Genomic DNA, 19664 nt, shown 5'->3' on the forward strand with positions numbered 1-19664 from the left:
ATGAAGAGCAAGAAGTGGAAGATTTTATTTATTACATTATTATCGATTAATGCAGCAGTGGTCATCTGGCTGCTGATTGCCATCAATTTGCCTGCTAAAGATGAACAGCCCCCGAAAAGCTATAGCAGGGAAAAAGACATTCAGTTTCAAATTGATACCAATAAACAAGATATGAATAGACTGATTAATCAATACCTTGAAAAGGAAGGGCTGAGTGACGGCCCGCTTCACTATGAAGTGTATTTGAATGATGATGTGGAATTATACGGAAAACTCCCTTTTTTCGGAAGGGAACTTCAGATGAAGCTTGCATTTGAACCGCTGGCACAGAAAAACGGGGACTTGGTGCTGAAGCAAAAATCCATCTCTGTCGGACAGCTGAATCTGCCGGTTTCATATGTAATGAATTTCATTAATGAAAGCTACAAAACCCCGGATTGGGTCAATATCCAGCCTAACAATGAATTGATATACGTCTCCTTAAATGATATGAAATTAAAAAGTGATGTACATGTTAAGGCAAAAACCTTTGATTTAAAGCACAACAGGATATCATTTCTTCTCAATGTACCTTCTGTAAATCCATAAAAGAACCGGATGCTCTCCGGTTCTTTTCCATTTAAGGAGCCAGGAAAAGCGGTTCTAAACCAGGCGATCCTTGGCTCAGACCAATAATGTAGAGAGAATATGGCGTATTTTTAATTAGCGTAATTCCATCAAGAGGCAAAATTGGCTCCTTGGAGCCTGCAGCCCTAACCTCGAGATCCACTGTCATCGGAGTCAGCCCTAAGTACTTTGTAGGCTTGCGGTAGGCAGCATTAGAAAAAATGACATCCCTGCCTTTCACGGCTATGTCAACCGGCGGAGAATCTGGAGAAAGATGAATCACCCTCAATTTAGTTTCTTCATTGGGCACGTACGGATCATCTTCAATCACTATCAATTTCAATGTTTTGGCTTGCCCTGCGGCTGCAAGTGTATAAAGCTTGCCGCTTCGCGGGCTCACTTTTTGGCTTAGTACAGTTTGTACCTGCTGTCCTGCGGGATAAATATCAATCTGGTAGGTTCCTTCTGGAAGCGACATGTAATTGCTGATATCCCTATATGGGAAGTTTTGAAGGATACGGGTTTCATTTACATATACATCTACATTCGGTGCATCGGGGGAAGCATGCAATACCCGGACTCGCGCAGGTATACTGTCTGGCTTTGCGCCATGTAACGCACGCATATGGGATGCTGCCTGGTTCATCCTTTTTAAATGTTTATAATAATAGTGCACAAAAAGTTCGGGGTTGCTGTATTTATAAAATTGTGACAGCTGATCATACAGCACAGCATTATATAGATACTTATTATTCTGCATAACTTTTTTCACTCCAATTCATATGGCCTTTACGTACTCAGCATATGCGGATGGAGGTAGGCTGGTGTCATGCAAAATCCATGAGCAGCCCGCATATTGTTTTACATACTCATAAAAAGAGGATAAAATCTTAAGGATAAACATGTAGTTTGCAGTTTAGATTTGATCAACGCAAGGAGGATATTAATGACAGGATCATTTGAAAAGGCAACATTTGCGGGTGGATGTTTCTGGTGCATGGTCAAGCCATTTGATGAGCAGCCTGGCATCCAATCAGTCATTTCAGGCTATACAGGAGGAACAAAGAAAAATCCTACCTATCAAGAAGTGTGTTCTGAAACAACAGGCCACTATGAAGCTGTACAGATTACATTTGATCCGGAAGTTTTTCCATATGAAAAGCTAGTAGAATTATTCTGGCAGCAAATTGACCCTACAGACGCAGGCGGCCAATTCTTTGACCGGGGCAGTTCTTATCAGACTGCGGTCTTTTACCATTCAGAAGAGCAAAAGGAAATCGCTCTGCTCTCAAAGGAAAAACTGGATAAAAGCGGACGCTTTTCGAAGCCGGTCGTCACACCTGTTCTGCCTGCTAAAGAATTCTATCCTGCGGAAGAATATCATCAGAATTACTATAAAAAGCAGCCTCAGCATTATGCATCTTACCGTTTTGGCTCGGGCAGGCAAACATTCCTGGAAAATAAATGGAGGGATATCAATGAAAAATAAAGAAGAGCTAAAAAAGAAATTAACGCCAATTCAATATGAAGTAACACAAAATAGCGGAACAGAGCCAGCTTTCAGAAATGAGTTTTGGAACCATAAAGAAGAAGGCCTGTATGTGGATATCGTTTCCGGAAATCCTTTATTCACTTCTAGAGATAAATTTGATTCCAGCTGCGGCTGGCCAAGCTTCACTAAGCCGCTTCAGGAAGAAGAGGTAATCGAGAAAAATGATACAAGCTATGGAATGATTCGTACAGAAGTGCGTTCTAAGACTGCTGATTCACATTTGGGCCATGTATTTAATGACGGGCCTGGACCTTCAGGGCTTCGATACTGTATCAATTCAGCGGCTCTTCGCTTTGTACCTGCCGCGGATCTTGAAAAAGAAGGATACGGGGAATACAAAAAATTATTTCAGTAATGGATGCGGATGAAATATAGCCTGCTATATTAAGCTGTTTTGAGGAGGGGAATTGTATGTTAAGGAACTTATTTGGAAAAAAGGACAAGGACAAAGAAGAGAAAGAAATTGTTTTATTTGCTCCAGTGAGCGGAAAAGTCATTCCACTTGAAGAAGTAAGCGATCCTGTTTTTTCTGAAAAGATGATGGGAGACGGACTTGCTGTTGATCCTGATGAAGGTGAAGTAAGGGCACCTTGTGACGCAGCTGTTATTCAAGTTTTTCCGACTAAGCATGCAATCGGCCTTAAAACAAAAAATGGTGCAGAAATACTGATTCATATAGGGCTGGATACGGTGAATATGAAGGGCGAAGGCTTTGAGGCTTACGTGAAAGAGGGAGATACCGTTAAAAGGGGTCAAAAGCTTGTAAGCTTTGACACCAGCTTGATAAGAGAAAAAGCGGCTAGTACGGTCATTCCCATCATCATAACCAATGGAGAATTGGTTCAGAACATTGAGAAGACCAGTCAGTCTGAAGCAGTAAGCAATGAAACTTCCTTTTTAACCGTAACTATGAAATGAGACAAAAAGCTGCCTGATAATGAGACCCAATAGGTGTCTTTAAAGGATAGCCTGTTTAAAATGCGGTTGATTTGCATTGCAGGATGCTTTGAATTCCGTATGGTTCTGCCTGTCCCCGCTGATCTCGCGCCTTTTGGTTCCATCAGCTTTAAGCTAATTAAAAAAGCCAGATTCCTTTTTGATTTTTAGGAATCTGGCTTTTTTTATGTCCTATGATTTCAAGGGATATTTCAGGATGCGGCCTTCTTAGACTTTGATCCATTGCAAGGAGCATCCGTATTTTGTTTAATCCAGCTGCAGCGCCTAGACCGCTGTGCAAAAGATGTATTGTCCTCAGAAGGCAAAGAGCGCCTTCCAAGGCCAAAACCCTATTTGCTTCGCGGTCTGACCAGTCGCTTCCGCTTTTTTCATTAGTTTTTATTGGTTATTATGGAGGAGATTCTTATTATGCTGTTTTTTGTTTTGTGGTTGGCTGTTTTGCTGCCGGTGGTTTCAAATCTGGCTGTATGGTGTCCGTTTGATAATTGGGTTGTGATATAAAGCGGTCTTTTTCTTTGGAAGGGCCACCATGTGCTCATTATTGTGACAGGCTTGCCGTCAATGAATACTTTTATTTCACCGCCGTCTGGGCTTCTCTGAAGATTAACACCCAGAACATTTCCCGTGAATGAGTACTCCAGAAAATCTCCCTTTTTGCCGCTTATATAATAAGCGCCATTCTTTATAAATCCCTTTTTATTTAGTATTTTCTTTTTAGTTGAAAATAGAAGGTCAGGATTCTTATGAATGGAAGAGGAAAGGACAGCTATTTTTTTATGTTTGGCCGCATTCCATTTAATTACCTGATAGATGCTGTCAGCATATAACCTGTATCCGCGGCTATTTGGGTGTACAAGGTCCCTCGTCAGCTTTTCTGCAGGAAGGCCGGTATCCTTGAATACTGGTCTCATATCTATATTGACTGCTTGGTAATGCTTTGATACAAGCGCTATCTGCCGGGCAAAATCCTCATACGCTAAACAGCTCTCTGTTAGTGTAATAATCTCCGCTGTTGGATAATCCTTTTTCGCTTTTCGGATTAGGGATTCATAAATCTTTCCGAATTCATCACTATTCATATATTTCCTGTCATTTTCCCCAAACACAATAAAAATAAGATCTGGTTTGGCGACAGCAGAGTGGCTGTTAAGTTTATATAAACCTTCAAAGGCAGTTGAACCGCTTTGAACAATGTAATCGCCTTTCATGTCAATATGCCGCTCTTCATACATCTTTTTTTCCAAAAGCTTAAACCATCTTTGTGATGCATGTTCTGCTCCAGAACCCCGTCCGATGCTGTCACCTATTACAAGATAGCGGATAGGTGTGTGATGATTGTATTTTTCATACACATTCTCTTTTTCTTGGAATCCGTAGGTTTTTTGCTCTTTTTGAAAAAACAAGGAACCTGTTAATAGTGCCAGCAAAATCACAATAATAAAAGGAACCAGAATCGCCCTTTTTTTCAATTCACTCTTTGCCCCCATATATAAGTAATAAGGTTACAGCTGGTATATTTTTGCTGAATTGCCTTTCGAGTTCATTATTATATCTCAAATATCTCAAGGCTGAAAGAAAAATTTAATGTTTTTTTAATCTTAATGAAAAAATAGGCATTCGCACAGTCCAGAAAGGGCGAATATACATATGGTAAGGATGTAAAGAGATTGAGGATAAAAAGGGAGTGATTTTCATGTACGGACATGGATATGGCGGCTGCGGATATGGATACGGTGAATGCGGTTATGGGTACGGAGGAAGCGGATTTGGTGCGAACTTTGCATTGATTGTAGTATTGTTCATTCTTTTAATAATTATCGGAGCATCTTTTTGCTGTCCTTGACGGGTTTTAATAATAAAAATGTTCACCAGCCTTTTTTAGGAAGGCTGGTTTCTCTATGCGCCAATCATTCCCTATACAAGCGTTGGATAATCTGCGGAAAAATCTGAAAAGAAGAGATAAAATCATTTTTTGGTATTTACTTCATATATTAATCGGTGAAATAATATAAAATACGAACGATTGATATTTAATACATAATATAGTTCGTTTTTTTCTTGACCTCATTGGCGTATTTTGTTATATTAACCGAGGGATAAAACAATCATCCATCAGTTGGGTCTTTAGCCACTGATGATTAGTTGAACGAATTAGGCTTTACGGCCATTAACCACCCGCTTAGACTTCTTCGTTTATTTTTAAGTATGAAGCGGAGACCTTACTGCCCGTGAAAGCGGGATATCTGATCATTTTCTCCTGGGAGGAATTTATAAATGAAAACCAATTATGATGTAATCGTGGTAGGAGCAGGTCCTGCAGGGATTTTCACCTGCTATGAGCTAACATTGAAAATGCCCGAAGCAAATATTTTGCTGATAGATAAGGGCCATAATATATATAGAAGAAATTGCCCGATACTTGAGCATAAAATTGAGAAATGCCCGCCTGCAATTGGAAGAAAGGAATTTGCAGGGTGCCTGCCAGCATGTTCGATCACGAATGGTTTTGGCGGTGCCGGTGCTTATTCTGACGGTAAATTTAACATCACAAGCGAATTTGGCGGCTGGATGACAGATTATTTGCCAGATTCAGAGGTCGTCAATTTAATAAAATATGTTGATGAAATCAACTTAAGCCATGGAGCCACACATACTATTACCGATCCGCTTACAGATAAGGTAAAAGACATTGAAAAGCGGGGATATGCTGCAGGATTGAAGCTCCTTCGCGCACAGGTAAGGCATCTGGGTACAGAGCAAAACTTGAAAATCATGCAGAGCATATACGAATACTTAAATGAAAAAATTGAAATGGTGTTTAAAACGGAAGTTGAAGATTTGATCACAGAAAAGAACAGCGAAGGAAACCATTTTGTGACAGGCATACAGCTTAAGTCAGGAGAAAGCATTACCGCAGAAAAGGTCGTCATCACTCCTGGCCGTGATGGGTCGACATGGCTGAGCAAGATGCTGAAAAAAAGGCGTCTTAAAATGATTAACAACCAGGTTGATATCGGTGTCCGCGTAGAGACGTCCGATATTGTCATGGAAGAAATCAATGAAAACCTTTATGAAGGAAAGTTCATTTTTAACACATCTGTAGGCACTACAGTCAGGACCTTCTGCAGCAATCCGTCTGGGCATGTGGTTGTGGAAAATCATTCAGGAATCATGCTTGCCAATGGCCATGCATACAAAGATCCGAAGCTCGGCAGCAGAAATACGAATTTTGCACTTCTTGTATCACATACTTTTGCTGAACCCTTCGATAAGCCAAATGAATATGCACATGAAGTTTCACGTCTGGCAAATGCGCTTTCGAGCGGAGGTCTGATTGTCCAAAAGTATGGAGACATCCTTAAAGGCAGGCGGTCTACTGCAAAGAGAATTAAGGAAGGTTTTCTTGAGCCGACATTAAAAGAAGCGGTACCTGGCGATCTAGGGCTTGTTTTGCCTTATAATACGATGAAGAGCCTTATTGAAATGACTGAAGCATTAAATAAAGTATCTCCGGGACTTGCATCTGAACATACCCTGTTTTATGGAGTGGAAGCGAAATTTTATTCTGCACGTCCAAAATTAAATGATCGTTTCGAAACAGAAATTTCCGGATTGTATGTTGGCGGTGATGGTGCAGGGATAACAAGGGGACTTGCCCAGGCAAGTGCATGCGGTGTCTGGATAGCAAGGGACATTATCGAAACATCACAAAGTAAAAAAAGCCATAGAGACACGGTGCTGAGCCATTCCTGATAGCAGGAATAATAGATGGACAAGAGGGTGGGACTATCTCCATCCTCTTTATTTTGCAGTGCTGTTCTGTTAAAATAATGCAGCTATATATGAAAAGCTATTAAGAGGGGTAAGGGAGATTGCAATGACTAAATTAAAGGCCGGAGATGAAATCAGGATTATAGCTCCCTCCAGGAGTCTTGCCATTATTAAAGGCGAACAGCGGAGAATTGCTGAAGAAAGATTAAGTAAAATGGGATTTGCCGTAACATTTGGGGAGAATTCCTTTCACCATGATGAATTTTTCTCGAATTCCATTAAAGATAGGATAGCAGATTTGCATGAAGCCTTCAAAGATCCTAATGTAAAAGGAATCATATCTGCAGCTGGCGGCTATAATGCGAATCAGCTGCTGGGATATCTCGACTTTGACCTTATAAGAAGCAATCCTAAAGTATTCTGCGGTTATGGAGATACCACAGCGCTGAGCTTGGCTATTTACAAGAAGACTGGGATGATCACTTATTCTGGTCCGGATTTTTCATCGTTCGGCATGAAATCTTATTTTGACTATACAGTGAAGCATTTCTCGAAAGCTATTATGAGCCAAGAAGAATTTGAACTTGAACCAAGTGGCATGTGGAATAATGAATCCTGGATTTTAGAAGACGAACAAAGGGAAATGCATGAAAATCCCGGGTATAATGCAATGTGCGCAGGAGAAGGCGAGGGTGTGATTATCGCCGGAAGCTTAAGTGGAATAAACTCCCTGCAGGGAACAGAATACATGCCTTCTCTTTCAAATAGTATTTTATTTCTGGAAGAAAACGAAGAAATGCACCCGCCCGCTTTTGACCGGGGGCTGCAGTCTCTTTTGCAGCATCATGGATCATCCGGCTTGAAAGGGCTTGTGATTGGACGCTTTCAAAAAGAATCCGGCATGACTGATTATGCGCTTCATAAAATTATAGAAAGCAAAAAAGAATTGCAGAGACTGCCTGTCATTTCAAATGCCAACTTTGGCCATGTGCATCCATTTGCAACAATACCAATTGGAGCCAGGTGCTCAATGCGGATTAATAATAATGCGGCGATAAAAATTTCCTCTCATTAAATCAATGGGTTTACAGGAGCCGGATAGCAGCGCGGACTGTTAGAAAGTATCTGATAAGAAAATTCAGAATATATGAAATTGAACCATTACTTGGCTTATTGTACATTATAATTATTTTTTTGATATACTAATAGAAGAGAATAATTAGAAAAGGTGATTACGTGTTGTTAAGAATACCAGCTTCAATCCGTTTAACAGGAGTACTTGATTCATATAAGAAAAAGGGAAGGGTAAGCCATACATGTTTTGTATGCGGCCAGGATACCTCGGCAGCTCTTTCACATATTGAAAATGGCGAGAACGGCAATCAATATTTTAAACTGGGCACTAAAAGTGTTTGCATTCCTTGTGTCCAAAATGTATTGCGCCACTCATCATTAAAAAAATACGAATATGTCCACACACAAGTAATAGATAAAGAGGCATTTTACAGAGATACCCTTGCTATCCTAAAAGATGCAGATTTCCTGGCAGGCATAAAAGAAGCTAATGCCGAACCTGCCTTGTCGCATTAAGCGCACTGATACAATTTATGTAAAAAAGCAGGATAAGAGATAGTGCAATGATTATTGCCGCATCCTTATTTCCATATGATTATAATAATTGGAGAAGCAGTCCGCAGTGCGGGCTGCTTTTCTTTTTCTTTAACTTTGTATAGTTAATATGTATCAGCATGATTCACGAAAATATCTGGTCCCCTGCTGCCCGCAAAAGGAAATGTACTTTATAGGGGCAGCAGGGGCTTTTTTCGCATACTGTTGTTTCCGTCACATTACTTCAGAGTTCCTGGTCTTGCTGTTAGCTTGTGTAAGGGTATTGGATTTATCTTCCATACAGCCCAAAAGCAATATTAATTCGGCAATAAACTATTCCCCAAGAGATGCGAGGCTTGCTTTGGACCGGATAGTGGTGCAGGCTTACAATGCTTCAAAGGTCAAGGTCTTCCTTTATGGTGCTGCATTGGCGAAGGAAAATATATACAATAGCATGGATGTCATTTATCGCGATCCGAAAGGCTCTCTGAATGCATTAGTGGCAGTGATCAATGGCAGGGCCCTGGATGCTTTAAATTTAAAGCAGGGGATTGGCCAGAAGCTTCACGCTTTCCATTTTGATGCATGGAGCGGCCTGAATTGGGACAAAGATTATCCCAATGTAAAAATAACCCCCGATATTAAGGTGAACATCATTCAGCATGGAATCATCAATTGATAACAACTTTTTATGAAGCTTATAGGGAGTCACCTTAAAAAATACAAATCTATTGCGTATGGACTTCCCTGGAATCAAATGGGATAACTAACAGTTAATCAATAAAATAGAATTGCAGCAGGGAGGGCCATTGCGGACACCTCCTATTTTTTATAGATTCATAAAAAAATGATGGCCCTTTATGTAAGCAGGAAAAAGCTTTCTTTCATTTATTTCCTGTGAAAGATTGCCGAAGCACCCACATACAATTCACTATAGGTATGTTTTTTAAGAGAGTAAAGGAGTGGGCCAGGTGAAACAGCATTCTTCATTGATAAAGCCGGTGCTAGATGCCGGCTATCCGACAATCAGCCATGGAAAAGGCGTGTATTTGTATGACCATGAAGGAAAAGATTATTTGGATGCTTCATCCGGGGCGGTGACGGCAAATATCGGCCACGGAGTCGAAGAAATAGCGGAAGCCATGGCAGAGCAGGCGAAAAAAGTATCGTTTGTATACCGCTCGCAATTTACAAGTGATGCAGCCGAAAATCTTGCAGCGAAAATATCTGATATGACGGATGGGAAAATGCCCTGGAGTTTTTTTGTCAACAGCGGTTCGGAGGCAACTGAAACAGCCATGAAAATCGCTATTCAGCACTGGCAGGAAAAAGGGAAACCGCAAAAGAGCAGAATTATATCGCGCTGGATGAGCTATCATGGCATAACGATGGGGGCTTTATCCATGTCAGGATATCAGCAGCGCCGTGAGCGATTTACAGAATATCTGGAGTCCTTTCCCTCTGTGCCTCCTCCATATTGCTACAGATGCCCGCTCGGAATGGAAGCCTTAACATGCGGGATGGCCTGTGCAAAAGAACTGGAGTCATCTATTAGAAGAATAGGAGAGGATCATGTTGCAGCGTTCATTGCTGAGCCCGTTATCGGTGCAGCTGGCGGGGCGATTTCTCCGCCAGAAGGATATTTTCAGGAAATAAAAAAGATTTGCAGCAAATATAACATTTTATTTATTGCCGACGAAGTGATGACAGGGTTTGGTAGGACTGGAAAGACACTGGCCTGTGACCACTGGGATGCCTGTCCGGATATCATGGTCTTCGGAAAAGGGATGAGCGGCGGATACACCCCGATTGCAGCTGCGGTGATGGCCGATCATGTGATACAGCCGATTTTACAGGGTTCTAAATCCATTATGGGCGGACATACATTCAGTGCAAATCCCCAATCCTGCGCCGTCTCATTGGCGGTGCTCGAATATGTTGAAAAACATGATGTAGCTTCAAAAGCAGCAGCTTCAGGGATTTTTTTAAAAAAGGCACTAGAGAAAACGGCTGAGAATCATTCCTTTATTGGAGATGTCAGGGGAAAAGGCCTGCTCTTAGGGATAGAATTTGTAAAGAACAAGCAAACGAAAGAACCGTTCCTCCGTTCTGCAGAAGTAACGAATACATTTATTTCCCTGGCACAGAAAAACGGTTTGCTTCTTTACCCTGCCGCATCCGGCCATGATGGAGTAACAGGATCTGCCGTCATGATTGCACCTCCGTTAACCATCACTGAAGCAGAGATGAATGACCTGCTTTTCAGGCTGGATCTGACATATTCCGATTTTACGAAAGCGGCATTGCCGGGATTCATGGAATCCAATTAAGGGGGTGTAAAAATGAGTAATTTTTATAGCAAAATATGCAGCATGGAAGATATAAAACATGTTTTCAAGGATGGAATGACCATTTTATTCGGAGGATTCGGCGGAGTTGGAACCCCTCCTGGACTGATAGATTTAATCCTCCAAAGCGGAGTGAAAAACCTGACTGTCATAGGAAATGATGCTGGCTTCCCCGATATTGGAATCGGCCGGGCCGTTACGGCCAGAAGGGTAAAAAAAATGATTGTTTCCCATATCGGCTCCAACCCGAATGCAGGGGGATTTATGACTTCAGGAGAAATGGAGATTGAATTTTCCCCTCAAGGGACACTTGCTGAAAGAATACGGGCAGGAGGCATGGGCCTGGGAGGGATATTAACGGATATCGGGCTTGAAGATGATTTTGTAAAAAGAGATAAAGGTGTGGTCACCGTGGACAGTAAAAGATATTTAGTCGAACCCGCCATAACCGCTGATGTGGCCATTGTGTATGCGGAGAAATCAGATCCCTATGGAAACCTTGTTTATGATAAAAGCGCGCGCAACAACAACCCCCTGGTTGCAATGGCAGGAAGCAGGACAATTGCCGAGGTCCGTGAAATCGTTCCGCTGGGCTCCCTGGATCCGGAAGAAATTGTTTCACCAGGTGTTTTTATTGACCATATCATTGAGAGCAAGGGGGTTACCTGGAAATGGGCCTGGGAGAAGATATAAGAAAAAAGCTTGCAAAAAGGGCAGCAGAAGAAATTAAAAATGGAATGCTTGTAAACTTAGGAATCGGCATACCATCCTTGGTCCCTGATTTTCTTCCCGAAAATCACACAGTCATGTTTCATGCTGAAAATGGCATTGCAGGAATGGGCCAGACGCCAAAAAATGGTGAAGAAGATCCTCATCTATGCAATGCTGGCGGTTTTCCGGTATCTGTGAGAAATGGTGCTTCTTATTTTGACAGTACAGTAGCTTTTGGAATGATCAGGAGGGGGAAAGTTGACGTGACTGTACTCGGAGCCCTTCAAGTGAGTGAAAATGGTGATCTTGCAAATTGGATCGTTCCTGGAAAAAAGGTGCCTGGCATGGGCGGGGCAATGGAGCTTGCCTCAAAAGCCAAGAAGGTCATTGTATTAATGAACCATACCGATAAATGGGGAGCTCCCAAACTTGTAGAAACCTGCACCCTTCCGCTTACATCAAAGCGCTGCGTACATATGGTTATCACTGAAATGGGTGTTTTCTCTGTAAGTGAAGCAGGTCTGGTTTTAAGTGATCTGTTCAGGCCATTTTCCGTCTCGGATGTTGTTCAAAAAACATCAGCCAAATTTACGGTTTCATCAAAACTAAAGATCATTTAGAGGAGGATGCCTGATGACATACCAAAAAGAAATCAGCAGGTGGCTGAGCGGCAGTGAAAAAAATGCCATTAAGCTTCTTCAAAGGCTCATCCAGGAGCCAAGCAAGAGAGGGAATGAAGGAAAGGCGCAGGCAATCATCGTGGAAAAGTGCCGGGAATTGGGGCTTGAAATTGATTTATGGGAAATTGGGGATGAAACGCTTAGAAATCATCCGCGCTTTTATTGTGACCGGACAGATTTTAGTGAGAATCCGAATTTAATAGCCGTAAAAAAAGGAAGCGGAGGCGGCAGATCCCTGATCTTGAATGGCCATATTGATGTAGTTCCTGAAGGAAATGCAGAAGACTGGGACGATGATCCCTACAGCGGCACCTTTCATGAAGGAAGGATATATGGCAGGGGAGCATCAGATATGAAGGGAGGAACGGTTTCATTGCTTATGGCTCTTGAAGCATTGGCGGCTCTCAATATTCCTCTTAAAGGCGACGTGATTTTTCAAAGTGTAATTGAAGAAGAGAGCGGCGGAGCAGGAACTCTTGCTGCTGTGCTCAGAGGTTATAAGGCGGACGGGGCAATCATCCCAGAGCCGACCAATATGAAGATATTTCCGCTGCAGCAGGGATCCATGTGGTTCAGGCTGACCATCAAAGGTAAATCGGCACATGGCGGGACAAGGTACGAGGGAGTGAACGCCATAGATTTAGCTTCAGAGGTGCTGGCGGAGATTAAAAGGCTGGAAGAGAAGAGGAATGCAAATATTAAAAGCCGCCTGTACGAAAATATACCTATCCCTATACCAATAAATATCGGAAAAATTTCTGCCGGTGAATGGCCTTCGTCCGTCCCTGATAAAGCAGTGATTGAAGGAAGATTTGGAATTTCTCCCTGGGAAACGGTTGAAAGCGCTGAACAGGCTCTTGAGCTTTTTGTTTCTGAAATCAATGCAAACCATGAATGGTTTCAAAATAAGCCAGTGGAATTGGAATGGTTCGGGGCAAGGTGGCTACCAGGTAACTTGGATCTTGAACATCCTCTGCTGCAGGCGATATCGGATGAATACAGGGATGCCTTGGGCTCTGAACCTGTATTAGAGGCTTCGCCGTGGGGAACTGATGGAGGGTATCTTTCCGATGTGGGAGAAACACCTGTCATTGTTTTTGGTCCCGGAGTTACGGAGTGCGCCCATGAAGCGAATGAATATATTGAGGTAGAAAAAATGATACAGGCGGCTGAAGTTATTGCGCTTACGATCATTAACTGGTGCGGAATAAAATCTGATTAATCCTGTAAAGCGATGGGAAAGCGGCAATTCAAAAACGGAAAAGGAGTGATTTGTCGATGCAGCCGGAAGAAAAAACGATAATGAAACCGGGATTCTCCCTTTCCATTACATTAGATGCTTTTAACAAAAGAGCAAGAACAGATGACTGCCTGGGCCAGGTAGCGGCAATTTCCGGGGAGTCCATCAGGATAGCCCGTGAAATGAATGCAGAAAAACTTATATTTAAAGCAAGGAAGGAACAGACTGTGCACCTGCTGGAAAAGGGCTTCGTACTGGAAGCGTGTATACCGGGATACTTTCTTGGCAGTGACTGTTATCTGTTTTCCAAGTACTTTACCGAACATAGAAGAAACAGCGCATTCTGGACAAAGGAGGATCTTATACTGGAAGAAGTAACAAAGCTTAAAAGGAAGCCTGAAATCGGCAGTCTTCCAGTTGGCTATGGTGCAAGAAGAGCCGTCTTGGAGGATGCTGATGATTTGGCTGCCCTTTATTCCGCTGTTTTCGAAATATATCCTGTCCCTATGAATGACCCGGAATATATTAAAAAGTGCATGGGCAAGGACACGGTTTTTTTTATTTGTACATTTGGCGGAAAGATTGTCAGTGCTGCTTCTGCAGAATGCAGCGCTGTTTACCATAATGCAGAATTGACAGATTGCGCAACCCTGCCGGATCATCGGCAATTTGGACTGATGAAAATATTGCTTTCAAGGCTTGAAGAGCATCTTTTTGAAAACGGGACTTTTTGTGTGTATTCAATAGCGCGTTCTCTTTCTTTTGGCATGAATGCGGCCTTTCACCAGCTTGATTATACATATAAAGGAAGAATGGCCAACAACTGTTATATTTTTGACAAGCTGGAAGATATGAATGTTTGGGTAAAGAATTTAGCATAGCTGCCAAAAATCCGGCATGTATTTGGCAAGTTTCCGGCATCATCTCATATATTAGTAAAAAGAGAGATAGGAGGCCATGCATGCAGGGGGAATTTAATACGAATGAAGTACTGGAAGCTATATTAAAGAGCATAGACGAAGGAATACATGTTGTCGGCACAGACGGGCGGACGATATTTTATAACGAAGTGGCAGCAAACCATGATGGAATGAAGGCGAATGAGGTTTTGGGGAAGCCTTTATTGTCGGTTTTCCCCTCCCTGACAAGGCACTCATCGACCCTGCTTCAGGTTTTGCAGACAGGAGAGCCCATTATTCACAAAAGCCAGACTTACCTGAACCTGCATGGAAGGAAAATAGAAACAATGAACACTACCCTTCCTATAAAGGTCGGCGAGGAGCTTATCGGTGCTGTTGAAATTGCGAAGGATTTCTCCAAGCTGAAAGTCCTTTCTGAGCGGCTTCTGGATTTGGAGCATACACTAAAGACAAAACCGGCAGTAAAGACAGGAACAAGCGGGGCATTCTTCACTTTTAAAGATATTCTTACAGAAAACATTGAGTTCAGAAAAAAAATCGAGCAGGCCAAAAAAGCCGCGCTAGCCGATTCACCTGTGCTTATTTATGGAGAAAGCGGCACAGGCAAGGAACTTTTTGTACAGAGCATCCATAATGAGTCAAAAAGAAGGAATGGCCCATTTATTGCCCAAAACTGTGCCGCTCTCCCTGAAGCGCTGCTTGAAAGCCTCCTGTTTGGCACTGCCAAAGGCAGCTATACCGGCGCTGTGGAACGCGGGGGATTATTCGAGCTTGCAACCGGCGGGACACTTTTTCTGGATGAACTTCAATCCATGCCTGTGGCCCTGCAGGCCAAACTTTTGAGGGTGCTGGAAGACGGCATGGTACGGAGAATCGGGGGGAGCAAGAGCATCAAAACGGATGTAAGGGTGATGGCGGCAATGAATATTCCCCCTTCTGAGGCGGTAAAAGAAAACCTCCTGCGGGGCGATTTATATTACCGCCTGAACGTAATGAGCTATGAGCTGCCCCCGCTCCGTGAGCGAAAAGACGATATTTTGATGCTTTCCTGTCACTTTATGAATCATTTTAATGAAAAATTCAGCCGCAATGTTACCGATTTAACCCAAGCTGTCAGAAAAACCTTTATTGACTATCAATGGCCTGGAAATGTCAGAGAGCTCAAGCATACGATTGAGTTCATGATCAACCAAACCGAAACACAGCAGCTGCAAAGCAGTGATCTTCCGGTATTTTTACAGTCAGTTCCTCGGGAAACGCCAAAACTTCCGGAGTTCCTGCCTTTACGTGAGGCAGTGAGGCGAACGGAGTCACAACTGATTGAAAAGGCTCTTGCAGCTTCAGAAGGCAATATCCTTAAGGCGTCAAGACTGCTTGACATTCCCAGACAGACTCTTCAATACAAGATTCAAAAGGGGAAGAAATAGCAAAAAAAATCCTGTTGCGCTTGTACAGGATTTTTTTGCAGTAAATAGAAGCCAGAGCAAATCCAGCACCCCTGAAAACCAGATGAAATATTTATGGTAATGAGAGGTAACTGTCTATTTTGGCACGATTCTTGCATTAAATATAAGTATCAAGTTTTTGGGGGAGGAAATAGTATGCATTACGATTTATTTAAACCAGATCGCCACTGGAAGGATATTGAATTATGGAAAGACGTTAGTGATGAGCAATGGAACAATTGGATATGGCAATTGACGAATACAATCAGGACCCTGGATGATTTGAAAAAGGTCATTCATTTAACAGAAGACGAAGAAGAAGGTGTGCGGATCTCTACGAAGACGATACCTTTGAATATCACTCCTTATTATGCGTCCCTGATGAATCAGTATGACCCGCGCTGTCCGATCAGGATGCAGTCTGTGCCCATTTCTAAGGAATTGCATAAGACAAAATATGATATGGAGGACCCTCTTCATGAAGATGAAGATTCACCGGTTCCGGGCCTGACACACAGATATCCGGACCGTGTCCTATTTTTGGTGACAAATCAATGCTCCATGTATTGCAGATACTGTACAAGAAGAAGGTTTTCCGGACAAATTGGCATGGGTGTTCCCAAAAAGCAGCTGGATGCTGCGATTCACTATATCCGTGAAACACCTGCTGTAAGGGATGTCCTTATTTCCGGCGGAGACGGGCTGCTGATCAATGACACCATATTGGAATATATTCTGAAAAATCTGAGGGAAATCCCCCATGTTGAAATCATCCGCATAGGCACAAGGGCGCCTGTTGTATTCCCGCAGCGCATTACAGAAAATCTGTGCAGTATCCTGAAAAAATATCATCCTGTCTGGCTGAATACCCATTTTAATACCTCTATAGAAATTACAGAGGAATCTAAAAAAGCCTGTGAGATGCTTGCTGACGCTGGAGTGCCGGTAGGGAACCAGTCTGTGATACTTGCCGGCATTAATGACAGTGTGCCGATTATGAAAAAACTAGTCCATGATTTAGTAAAAATAAGGGTAAGGCCCTATTATATTTACCAATGTGATTTATCTGAAGGCATCGGACATTTTAGGGCCCCGATTTCAAAGGGACTGGAAATTATCGAGGGATTGAGGGGACATACGTCCGGTTATGCTGTGCCTACCTTCGTTGTTGATGCACCAGGTGGCGGAGGCAAGATCTCACTGCAGCCAAATTATATTATTTCACAATCACCGTCAAAAACCGTGCTGCGGAACTTCGAAGGTGTAATTACTACCTATCCGGAAACGGAGAATTACACTCCTGGCATGGCTGATGGCTATTTTGCAGGTGTTTACCCGGATTATATGCAAAAAAGCTCAGACTCAGGAATTGCAGGCTTAATGAATGATAAGCAATTCAACCTTGTTCCTGAAGGATTAAAACGAATGGATAGAAGGAAGGATTACACATCTGATCCCGTTCATACCACTTTAAAGGATCAGCGTGAAAAACGGGATACGTTAAAAGAAAAAAAATATCAGGCACAGCAAAAAATCAGCCACAGCCCAAAGAGCTGAAAACAGAAGGCGGTGATTGACATGGAACTTTGTCCCTGGTGCGGTGATGGAGTGCTCACAGATCATAAGGAGTCGGTATACTGGGAGCTGCCGGATGGCACAAAAGCCATTGAAATAAAGGAAACACCTTCAAAGCTCTGCAGCGACTGCAAAGCCAGCTTTCAGACGGAAGATATCGTCAAAACGATTGAAGACCAGCTGTTCTTAATCAACACCTCAACACTTGAAAAGGTGATCTCCTATGGGGAACTGCTTAAAAAAGAAAGGCTGCTAAAAAGAAATTATTTTGACTTTACCTAAAAACCGGTAAGATTGGCGAGGGATTAAAGCTGCAGCAGGATACAGAGTCCGCTGAAAAATTTTTAAAAGGATCGCCTTTGTAAAATGTCCGGTTGATTTCCACTGCAGGATGCTTCGCTTGCCGCTCCAATCAACCTAATGCTATTAAAAAAAATTAACCACATTTCAGGAGGTCAAATCCCTTATTTTTTAAAGGGATTTGACTTATTTTGTTTTAACATGGTGATCGACTATTTAAAAAGGGGGGTATCAATATTTATTTTTTCAGGAAGCTTATCCTCTAAAGACTTTTTCAGTGATTTCCCAGAGGTGCTGCATCATGGGGAATATTTGAAGGGGCAGCATCCTTCCTTGCTGGAGGATATGAGGTTGTTAATCATCCTGCTTGCCTTGCGGTGGATTTCCATGCTTAAATACTTCTAGGCAAGCGTCCAATAAGCGGCAAAGCGGGTTCCGGGAGAAAATGAGGAGGATTTGATTTCTGATGAAGGCTTTTTATTCTTTTTTAATGAAATACAGGCAGCCCAAAGACATAGATGAATTGACCAAATTTGCGAATCGGGCTTATGAAGACCATGGATTTCCCAAACAATCAAAAAGCTATGATGAAGTAAGCAGATATCTTGAAATGAACGGCCATTATCTTGATAGCATGTCGATTTTCGATGAGGCTTGGGAGATTTACCAAGAAGATGAAAAAGGGCTTTGATTTTTAATGTCACACAAGGCACAGTATGCTTTTATCGGCTGGGATTATTTCCAGCCGATTTTCTTTTTAACCTGTTTGTTTCTTTCTGCATATAATTTAATAATCAAACTAAAGGACCTATGCTGAGGGGATGTCTCTTATGGGGAAAAGGAAACAGCCGAAGTTCAAGAAAGGCGATACCGTCGTGATCATCATGTATGGAACAGTCGGCAATATCACAGATATCAAGTATCTCGACGGTAATTATGTGTATGAAGTGAATTATAGTGAAGGTTTGTATATCGAGAGCACTTTACAGCATATTTTCGAATATAAAGGCGAAGTGCACTATGAAAAAGAACAAGTTGACATTGATTACAAATTTATTTTTGGCGATCTTGTTCAGGTTGATGGATATGACCGGGATTATTTTAAGGTAATCGGCTTCAGGACGGAAATTTGGCGGTATAAAGAAAATGCCTGGGAAGATGTCATCTATGAGCTTTCTAGGGTGTCGGATGGTGAATGGCTTGAGGCCCATGAGGAAGAGCTTACCCTGATTGCAGATGCAAAAGAGGCTGACGGCATCATTGAAAAACTGGGCTTGCTTCACTCTATAGCGAAAAAACCGGTAAAAGTAGATCTCAATAAAACAAAGAAGGATTCCCGCGCAAGCGAGCAGGAAACGTTAAACACGAAATCGGAGAAACTGGCTTTCATCGATGGGCTTCTCGATTTATATAATGATTATCAGCTCTTGTATGACATGTTTGGCGATGAAGATTTTAAACAGATTATGAATATTGCGATGATCAAAGTCCAAAAGGCTGCGCATGAAGTATATAACTATGGTAATAAATACCGGGAATCCTCTTCATGAATAATTGCTGGCGGCTAAAATGAAAACTATGGGACACCATACGCCATCCGGCTTCATGAAGATCCGATTTTACAGATTCACACGAATAGACAAGGAATATTTGTCTTGTTTTTTTCATACATCTTATTGAGGGGGCGATGATATGCGGGAAATCGAGGTATTTATTGATACGGAAGAAATTGCCGAGTTCTTTTTTAGGGAGCTTATGAAAAGGGGCTATATTCCTACAGCAGAAGAAGTAGAAGACATCGCTGATATTACATTCGACTATTTGCTTGAAAAAAGCATCATTGATGAAGAAATTGATGAGTAGACGGCAATAAAGCCGGCAGATGGATTGCCCTTTTAATGAAATGAATCGAGAAGCTAAACGGCGGACACCCCCGCCGTTTTATTTATTT

General features: G+C 42.2%; 23 protein-coding genes. 21 read left to right on the forward strand and 2 right to left on the reverse strand.

Going from position 1 to position 19664, the window contains the following annotated elements:
• Entirely contained in the window at positions 1–588 is a 588-nt protein-coding gene (locus BM126_RS15450; protein ID WP_071351128.1) for a YpmS family protein, read from the forward strand.
• Positions 589–619: 31 nt separating this feature from the next.
• On the opposite strand, the gene BM126_RS15455 is transcribed toward BM126_RS15450, so the two are convergent.
• Entirely contained in the window at positions 620–1366 is a 747-nt protein-coding gene (locus tag BM126_RS15455; protein ID WP_090990354.1) for a DUF4397 domain-containing protein, read from the reverse strand.
• A 186-nt stretch (positions 1367–1552) separates the two neighbouring features.
• On the opposite strand from BM126_RS15455, the gene msrA reads away from it, so the two are divergent.
• The 3 genes from msrA to BM126_RS15470 are packed head-to-tail and all read left to right on the forward strand — an operon-like array spanning position 1553 to position 3076.
• A complete protein-coding gene (gene msrA, locus BM126_RS15460; RefSeq protein WP_090990355.1) occupies positions 1553–2095 on the forward strand; it encodes a peptide-methionine (S)-S-oxide reductase MsrA in 543 nt (180 codons plus the stop codon).
• Entirely contained in the window at positions 2085–2513 is a 429-nt protein-coding gene (msrB, locus tag BM126_RS15465; RefSeq protein ID WP_071351125.1) for a peptide-methionine (R)-S-oxide reductase MsrB, read from the forward strand. The genes msrA and msrB overlap by 11 nt, the downstream gene beginning before the upstream one ends.
• A gap of 56 nt (positions 2514–2569) precedes the next feature.
• Positions 2570–3076, forward strand: coding sequence for a PTS sugar transporter subunit IIA (locus BM126_RS15470; protein WP_090990356.1), 507 nt, complete (start codon positions 2570–2572; stop codon positions 3074–3076).
• A 410-nt stretch (positions 3077–3486) separates the two neighbouring features.
• Here the strand turns inward: BM126_RS15470 and BM126_RS15480 are convergent, their stop codons facing one another.
• The gene (locus BM126_RS15480) at positions 3487–4602 is read right to left on the reverse strand and encodes an SGNH/GDSL hydrolase family protein (protein WP_090990358.1); all 1116 of its coding nucleotides are present in this window, start codon (positions 4600–4602) and stop codon (positions 3487–3489) included.
• Between the two features lie 206 nt (positions 4603–4808).
• Here BM126_RS15480 and BM126_RS15485 point away from each other — a divergent pair, with 206 nt between their 5' ends.
• From BM126_RS15485 to BM126_RS15565, 17 genes are all read left to right on the forward strand, one after another.
• On the forward strand, positions 4809–4958 hold the full coding sequence (locus BM126_RS15485; RefSeq protein ID WP_090990359.1) for a YjcZ family sporulation protein: 150 nt from the start codon (positions 4809–4811) through the stop codon (positions 4956–4958).
• Positions 4959–5389: 431 nt separating this feature from the next.
• Entirely contained in the window at positions 5390–6868 is a 1479-nt protein-coding gene (locus BM126_RS15490) for an NAD(P)/FAD-dependent oxidoreductase (RefSeq protein WP_090990360.1), read from the forward strand.
• A gap of 124 nt (positions 6869–6992) precedes the next feature.
• Positions 6993–7961, forward strand: a complete 969-nt coding sequence (locus BM126_RS15495) for a S66 family peptidase (RefSeq protein ID WP_371261462.1) — start codon at positions 6993–6995, stop codon at positions 7959–7961.
• Between the two features lie 164 nt (positions 7962–8125).
• Positions 8126–8476, forward strand: coding sequence for a hypothetical protein (locus BM126_RS15500; RefSeq protein ID WP_090990362.1), 351 nt, complete (start codon positions 8126–8128; stop codon positions 8474–8476).
• Between the two features lie 148 nt (positions 8477–8624).
• Positions 8625–9173: a Ger(x)C family spore germination protein gene (locus BM126_RS15505; RefSeq protein WP_141770082.1), complete on the forward strand. Its 549-nt coding sequence runs from the start codon at positions 8625–8627 to the stop codon at positions 9171–9173.
• A gap of 292 nt (positions 9174–9465) precedes the next feature.
• Complete coding sequence (locus BM126_RS15510; RefSeq protein ID WP_090990364.1) at positions 9466–10824, forward strand: aspartate aminotransferase family protein; 1359 nt, start codon at positions 9466–9468, stop codon at positions 10822–10824.
• A gap of 12 nt (positions 10825–10836) precedes the next feature.
• Positions 10837–11535 carry a CoA transferase subunit A gene (locus BM126_RS15515; RefSeq protein WP_090990365.1) on the forward strand — a complete coding sequence of 233 codons (699 nt, stop codon included), beginning with the start codon at positions 10837–10839 and terminating at the stop codon, positions 11533–11535.
• Complete coding sequence (locus BM126_RS15520) at positions 11514–12173, forward strand: 3-oxoacid CoA-transferase subunit B (protein WP_090990366.1); 660 nt, start codon at positions 11514–11516, stop codon at positions 12171–12173. The genes BM126_RS15515 and BM126_RS15520 overlap by 22 nt, the downstream gene beginning before the upstream one ends.
• Before the next feature lie 13 nt (positions 12174–12186).
• Positions 12187–13455: a peptidase gene (locus BM126_RS15525; RefSeq protein WP_090990367.1), complete on the forward strand. Its 1269-nt coding sequence runs from the start codon at positions 12187–12189 to the stop codon at positions 13453–13455.
• Positions 13456–13511: 56 nt separating this feature from the next.
• The gene (ablB, locus tag BM126_RS15530) at positions 13512–14354 is read left to right on the forward strand and encodes a putative beta-lysine N-acetyltransferase (protein ID WP_090990368.1); all 843 of its coding nucleotides are present in this window, start codon (positions 13512–13514) and stop codon (positions 14352–14354) included.
• A gap of 80 nt (positions 14355–14434) precedes the next feature.
• Entirely contained in the window at positions 14435–15820 is a 1386-nt protein-coding gene (locus BM126_RS15535) for a sigma-54 interaction domain-containing protein (protein ID WP_090990369.1), read from the forward strand.
• Between the two features lie 174 nt (positions 15821–15994).
• Positions 15995–17395 carry a lysine 2,3-aminomutase gene (gene ablA, locus BM126_RS15540; protein WP_090990370.1) on the forward strand — a complete coding sequence of 467 codons (1401 nt, stop codon included), beginning with the start codon at positions 15995–15997 and terminating at the stop codon, positions 17393–17395.
• Positions 17396–17416: 21 nt separating this feature from the next.
• Positions 17417–17695, forward strand: coding sequence for a YokU family protein (locus BM126_RS15545; RefSeq protein ID WP_090990371.1), 279 nt, complete (start codon positions 17417–17419; stop codon positions 17693–17695).
• A 138-nt stretch (positions 17696–17833) separates the two neighbouring features.
• Positions 17834–18118 (forward strand): hypothetical protein, encoded by a 285-nt coding sequence (locus tag BM126_RS15550; protein WP_090990372.1) that lies wholly within the window; start codon positions 17834–17836, stop codon positions 18116–18118.
• Positions 18119–18179: 61 nt separating this feature from the next.
• Positions 18180–18404 (forward strand): YozE family protein, encoded by a 225-nt coding sequence (locus BM126_RS15555; RefSeq protein ID WP_090990373.1) that lies wholly within the window; start codon positions 18180–18182, stop codon positions 18402–18404.
• A 139-nt stretch (positions 18405–18543) separates the two neighbouring features.
• On the forward strand, positions 18544–19263 hold the full coding sequence (locus BM126_RS15560; protein WP_090990374.1) for a hypothetical protein: 720 nt from the start codon (positions 18544–18546) through the stop codon (positions 19261–19263).
• A gap of 142 nt (positions 19264–19405) precedes the next feature.
• The gene (locus BM126_RS15565) at positions 19406–19576 is read left to right on the forward strand and encodes a YozD family protein (RefSeq protein ID WP_071352607.1); all 171 of its coding nucleotides are present in this window, start codon (positions 19406–19408) and stop codon (positions 19574–19576) included.
• Positions 19577–19664 lie beyond the last annotated feature (88 nt).

The organism is Bacillus sp. OV322, assembly GCF_900112495.1.
Classification (GTDB): Bacteria; Bacillota; Bacilli; order Bacillales; family DSM-1321; genus Peribacillus.

Coding starts and splice junctions, on each gene's coding strand:
- BM126_RS15450 (WP_071351128.1), top strand. CDS start 1: ATGAAGAGCAAGAAGTGGAAGATTTTATTTATTACATTATTATCGATT.
- ablB (WP_090990368.1), top strand. CDS start 13,512: ATGCAGCCGGAAGAAAAAACGATAATGAAACCGGGATTCTCCCTTTCC.
- msrA (WP_090990355.1), top strand. CDS start 1,553: ATGACAGGATCATTTGAAAAGGCAACATTTGCGGGTGGATGTTTCTGG.
- BM126_RS15455 (WP_090990354.1), bottom strand. CDS start 1,366: ATGCAGAATAATAAGTATCTATATAATGCTGTGCTGTATGATCAGCTG.
- msrB (WP_071351125.1), top strand. CDS start 2,085: ATGAAAAATAAAGAAGAGCTAAAAAAGAAATTAACGCCAATTCAATAT.
- BM126_RS15495 (WP_371261462.1), top strand. CDS start 6,993: ATGACTAAATTAAAGGCCGGAGATGAAATCAGGATTATAGCTCCCTCC.
- BM126_RS15485 (WP_090990359.1), top strand. CDS start 4,809: ATGTACGGACATGGATATGGCGGCTGCGGATATGGATACGGTGAATGC.
- BM126_RS15520 (WP_090990366.1), top strand. CDS start 11,514: ATGGGCCTGGGAGAAGATATAAGAAAAAAGCTTGCAAAAAGGGCAGCA.
- BM126_RS15545 (WP_090990371.1), top strand. CDS start 17,417: ATGGAACTTTGTCCCTGGTGCGGTGATGGAGTGCTCACAGATCATAAG.
- BM126_RS15535 (WP_090990369.1), top strand. CDS start 14,435: ATGCAGGGGGAATTTAATACGAATGAAGTACTGGAAGCTATATTAAAG.
- BM126_RS15515 (WP_090990365.1), top strand. CDS start 10,837: ATGAGTAATTTTTATAGCAAAATATGCAGCATGGAAGATATAAAACAT.
- BM126_RS15480 (WP_090990358.1), bottom strand. CDS start 4,602: ATGGGGGCAAAGAGTGAATTGAAAAAAAGGGCGATTCTGGTTCCTTTT.
- BM126_RS15490 (WP_090990360.1), top strand. CDS start 5,390: ATGAAAACCAATTATGATGTAATCGTGGTAGGAGCAGGTCCTGCAGGG.
- BM126_RS15505 (WP_141770082.1), top strand. CDS start 8,625: ATGTATCAGCATGATTCACGAAAATATCTGGTCCCCTGCTGCCCGCAA.
- BM126_RS15470 (WP_090990356.1), top strand. CDS start 2,570: ATGTTAAGGAACTTATTTGGAAAAAAGGACAAGGACAAAGAAGAGAAA.
- ablA (WP_090990370.1), top strand. CDS start 15,995: ATGCATTACGATTTATTTAAACCAGATCGCCACTGGAAGGATATTGAA.
- BM126_RS15565 (WP_071352607.1), top strand. CDS start 19,406: ATGCGGGAAATCGAGGTATTTATTGATACGGAAGAAATTGCCGAGTTC.
- BM126_RS15550 (WP_090990372.1), top strand. CDS start 17,834: ATGCTATTAAAAAAAATTAACCACATTTCAGGAGGTCAAATCCCTTAT.
- BM126_RS15525 (WP_090990367.1), top strand. CDS start 12,187: ATGACATACCAAAAAGAAATCAGCAGGTGGCTGAGCGGCAGTGAAAAA.
- BM126_RS15560 (WP_090990374.1), top strand. CDS start 18,544: ATGGGGAAAAGGAAACAGCCGAAGTTCAAGAAAGGCGATACCGTCGTG.
- BM126_RS15555 (WP_090990373.1), top strand. CDS start 18,180: ATGAAGGCTTTTTATTCTTTTTTAATGAAATACAGGCAGCCCAAAGAC.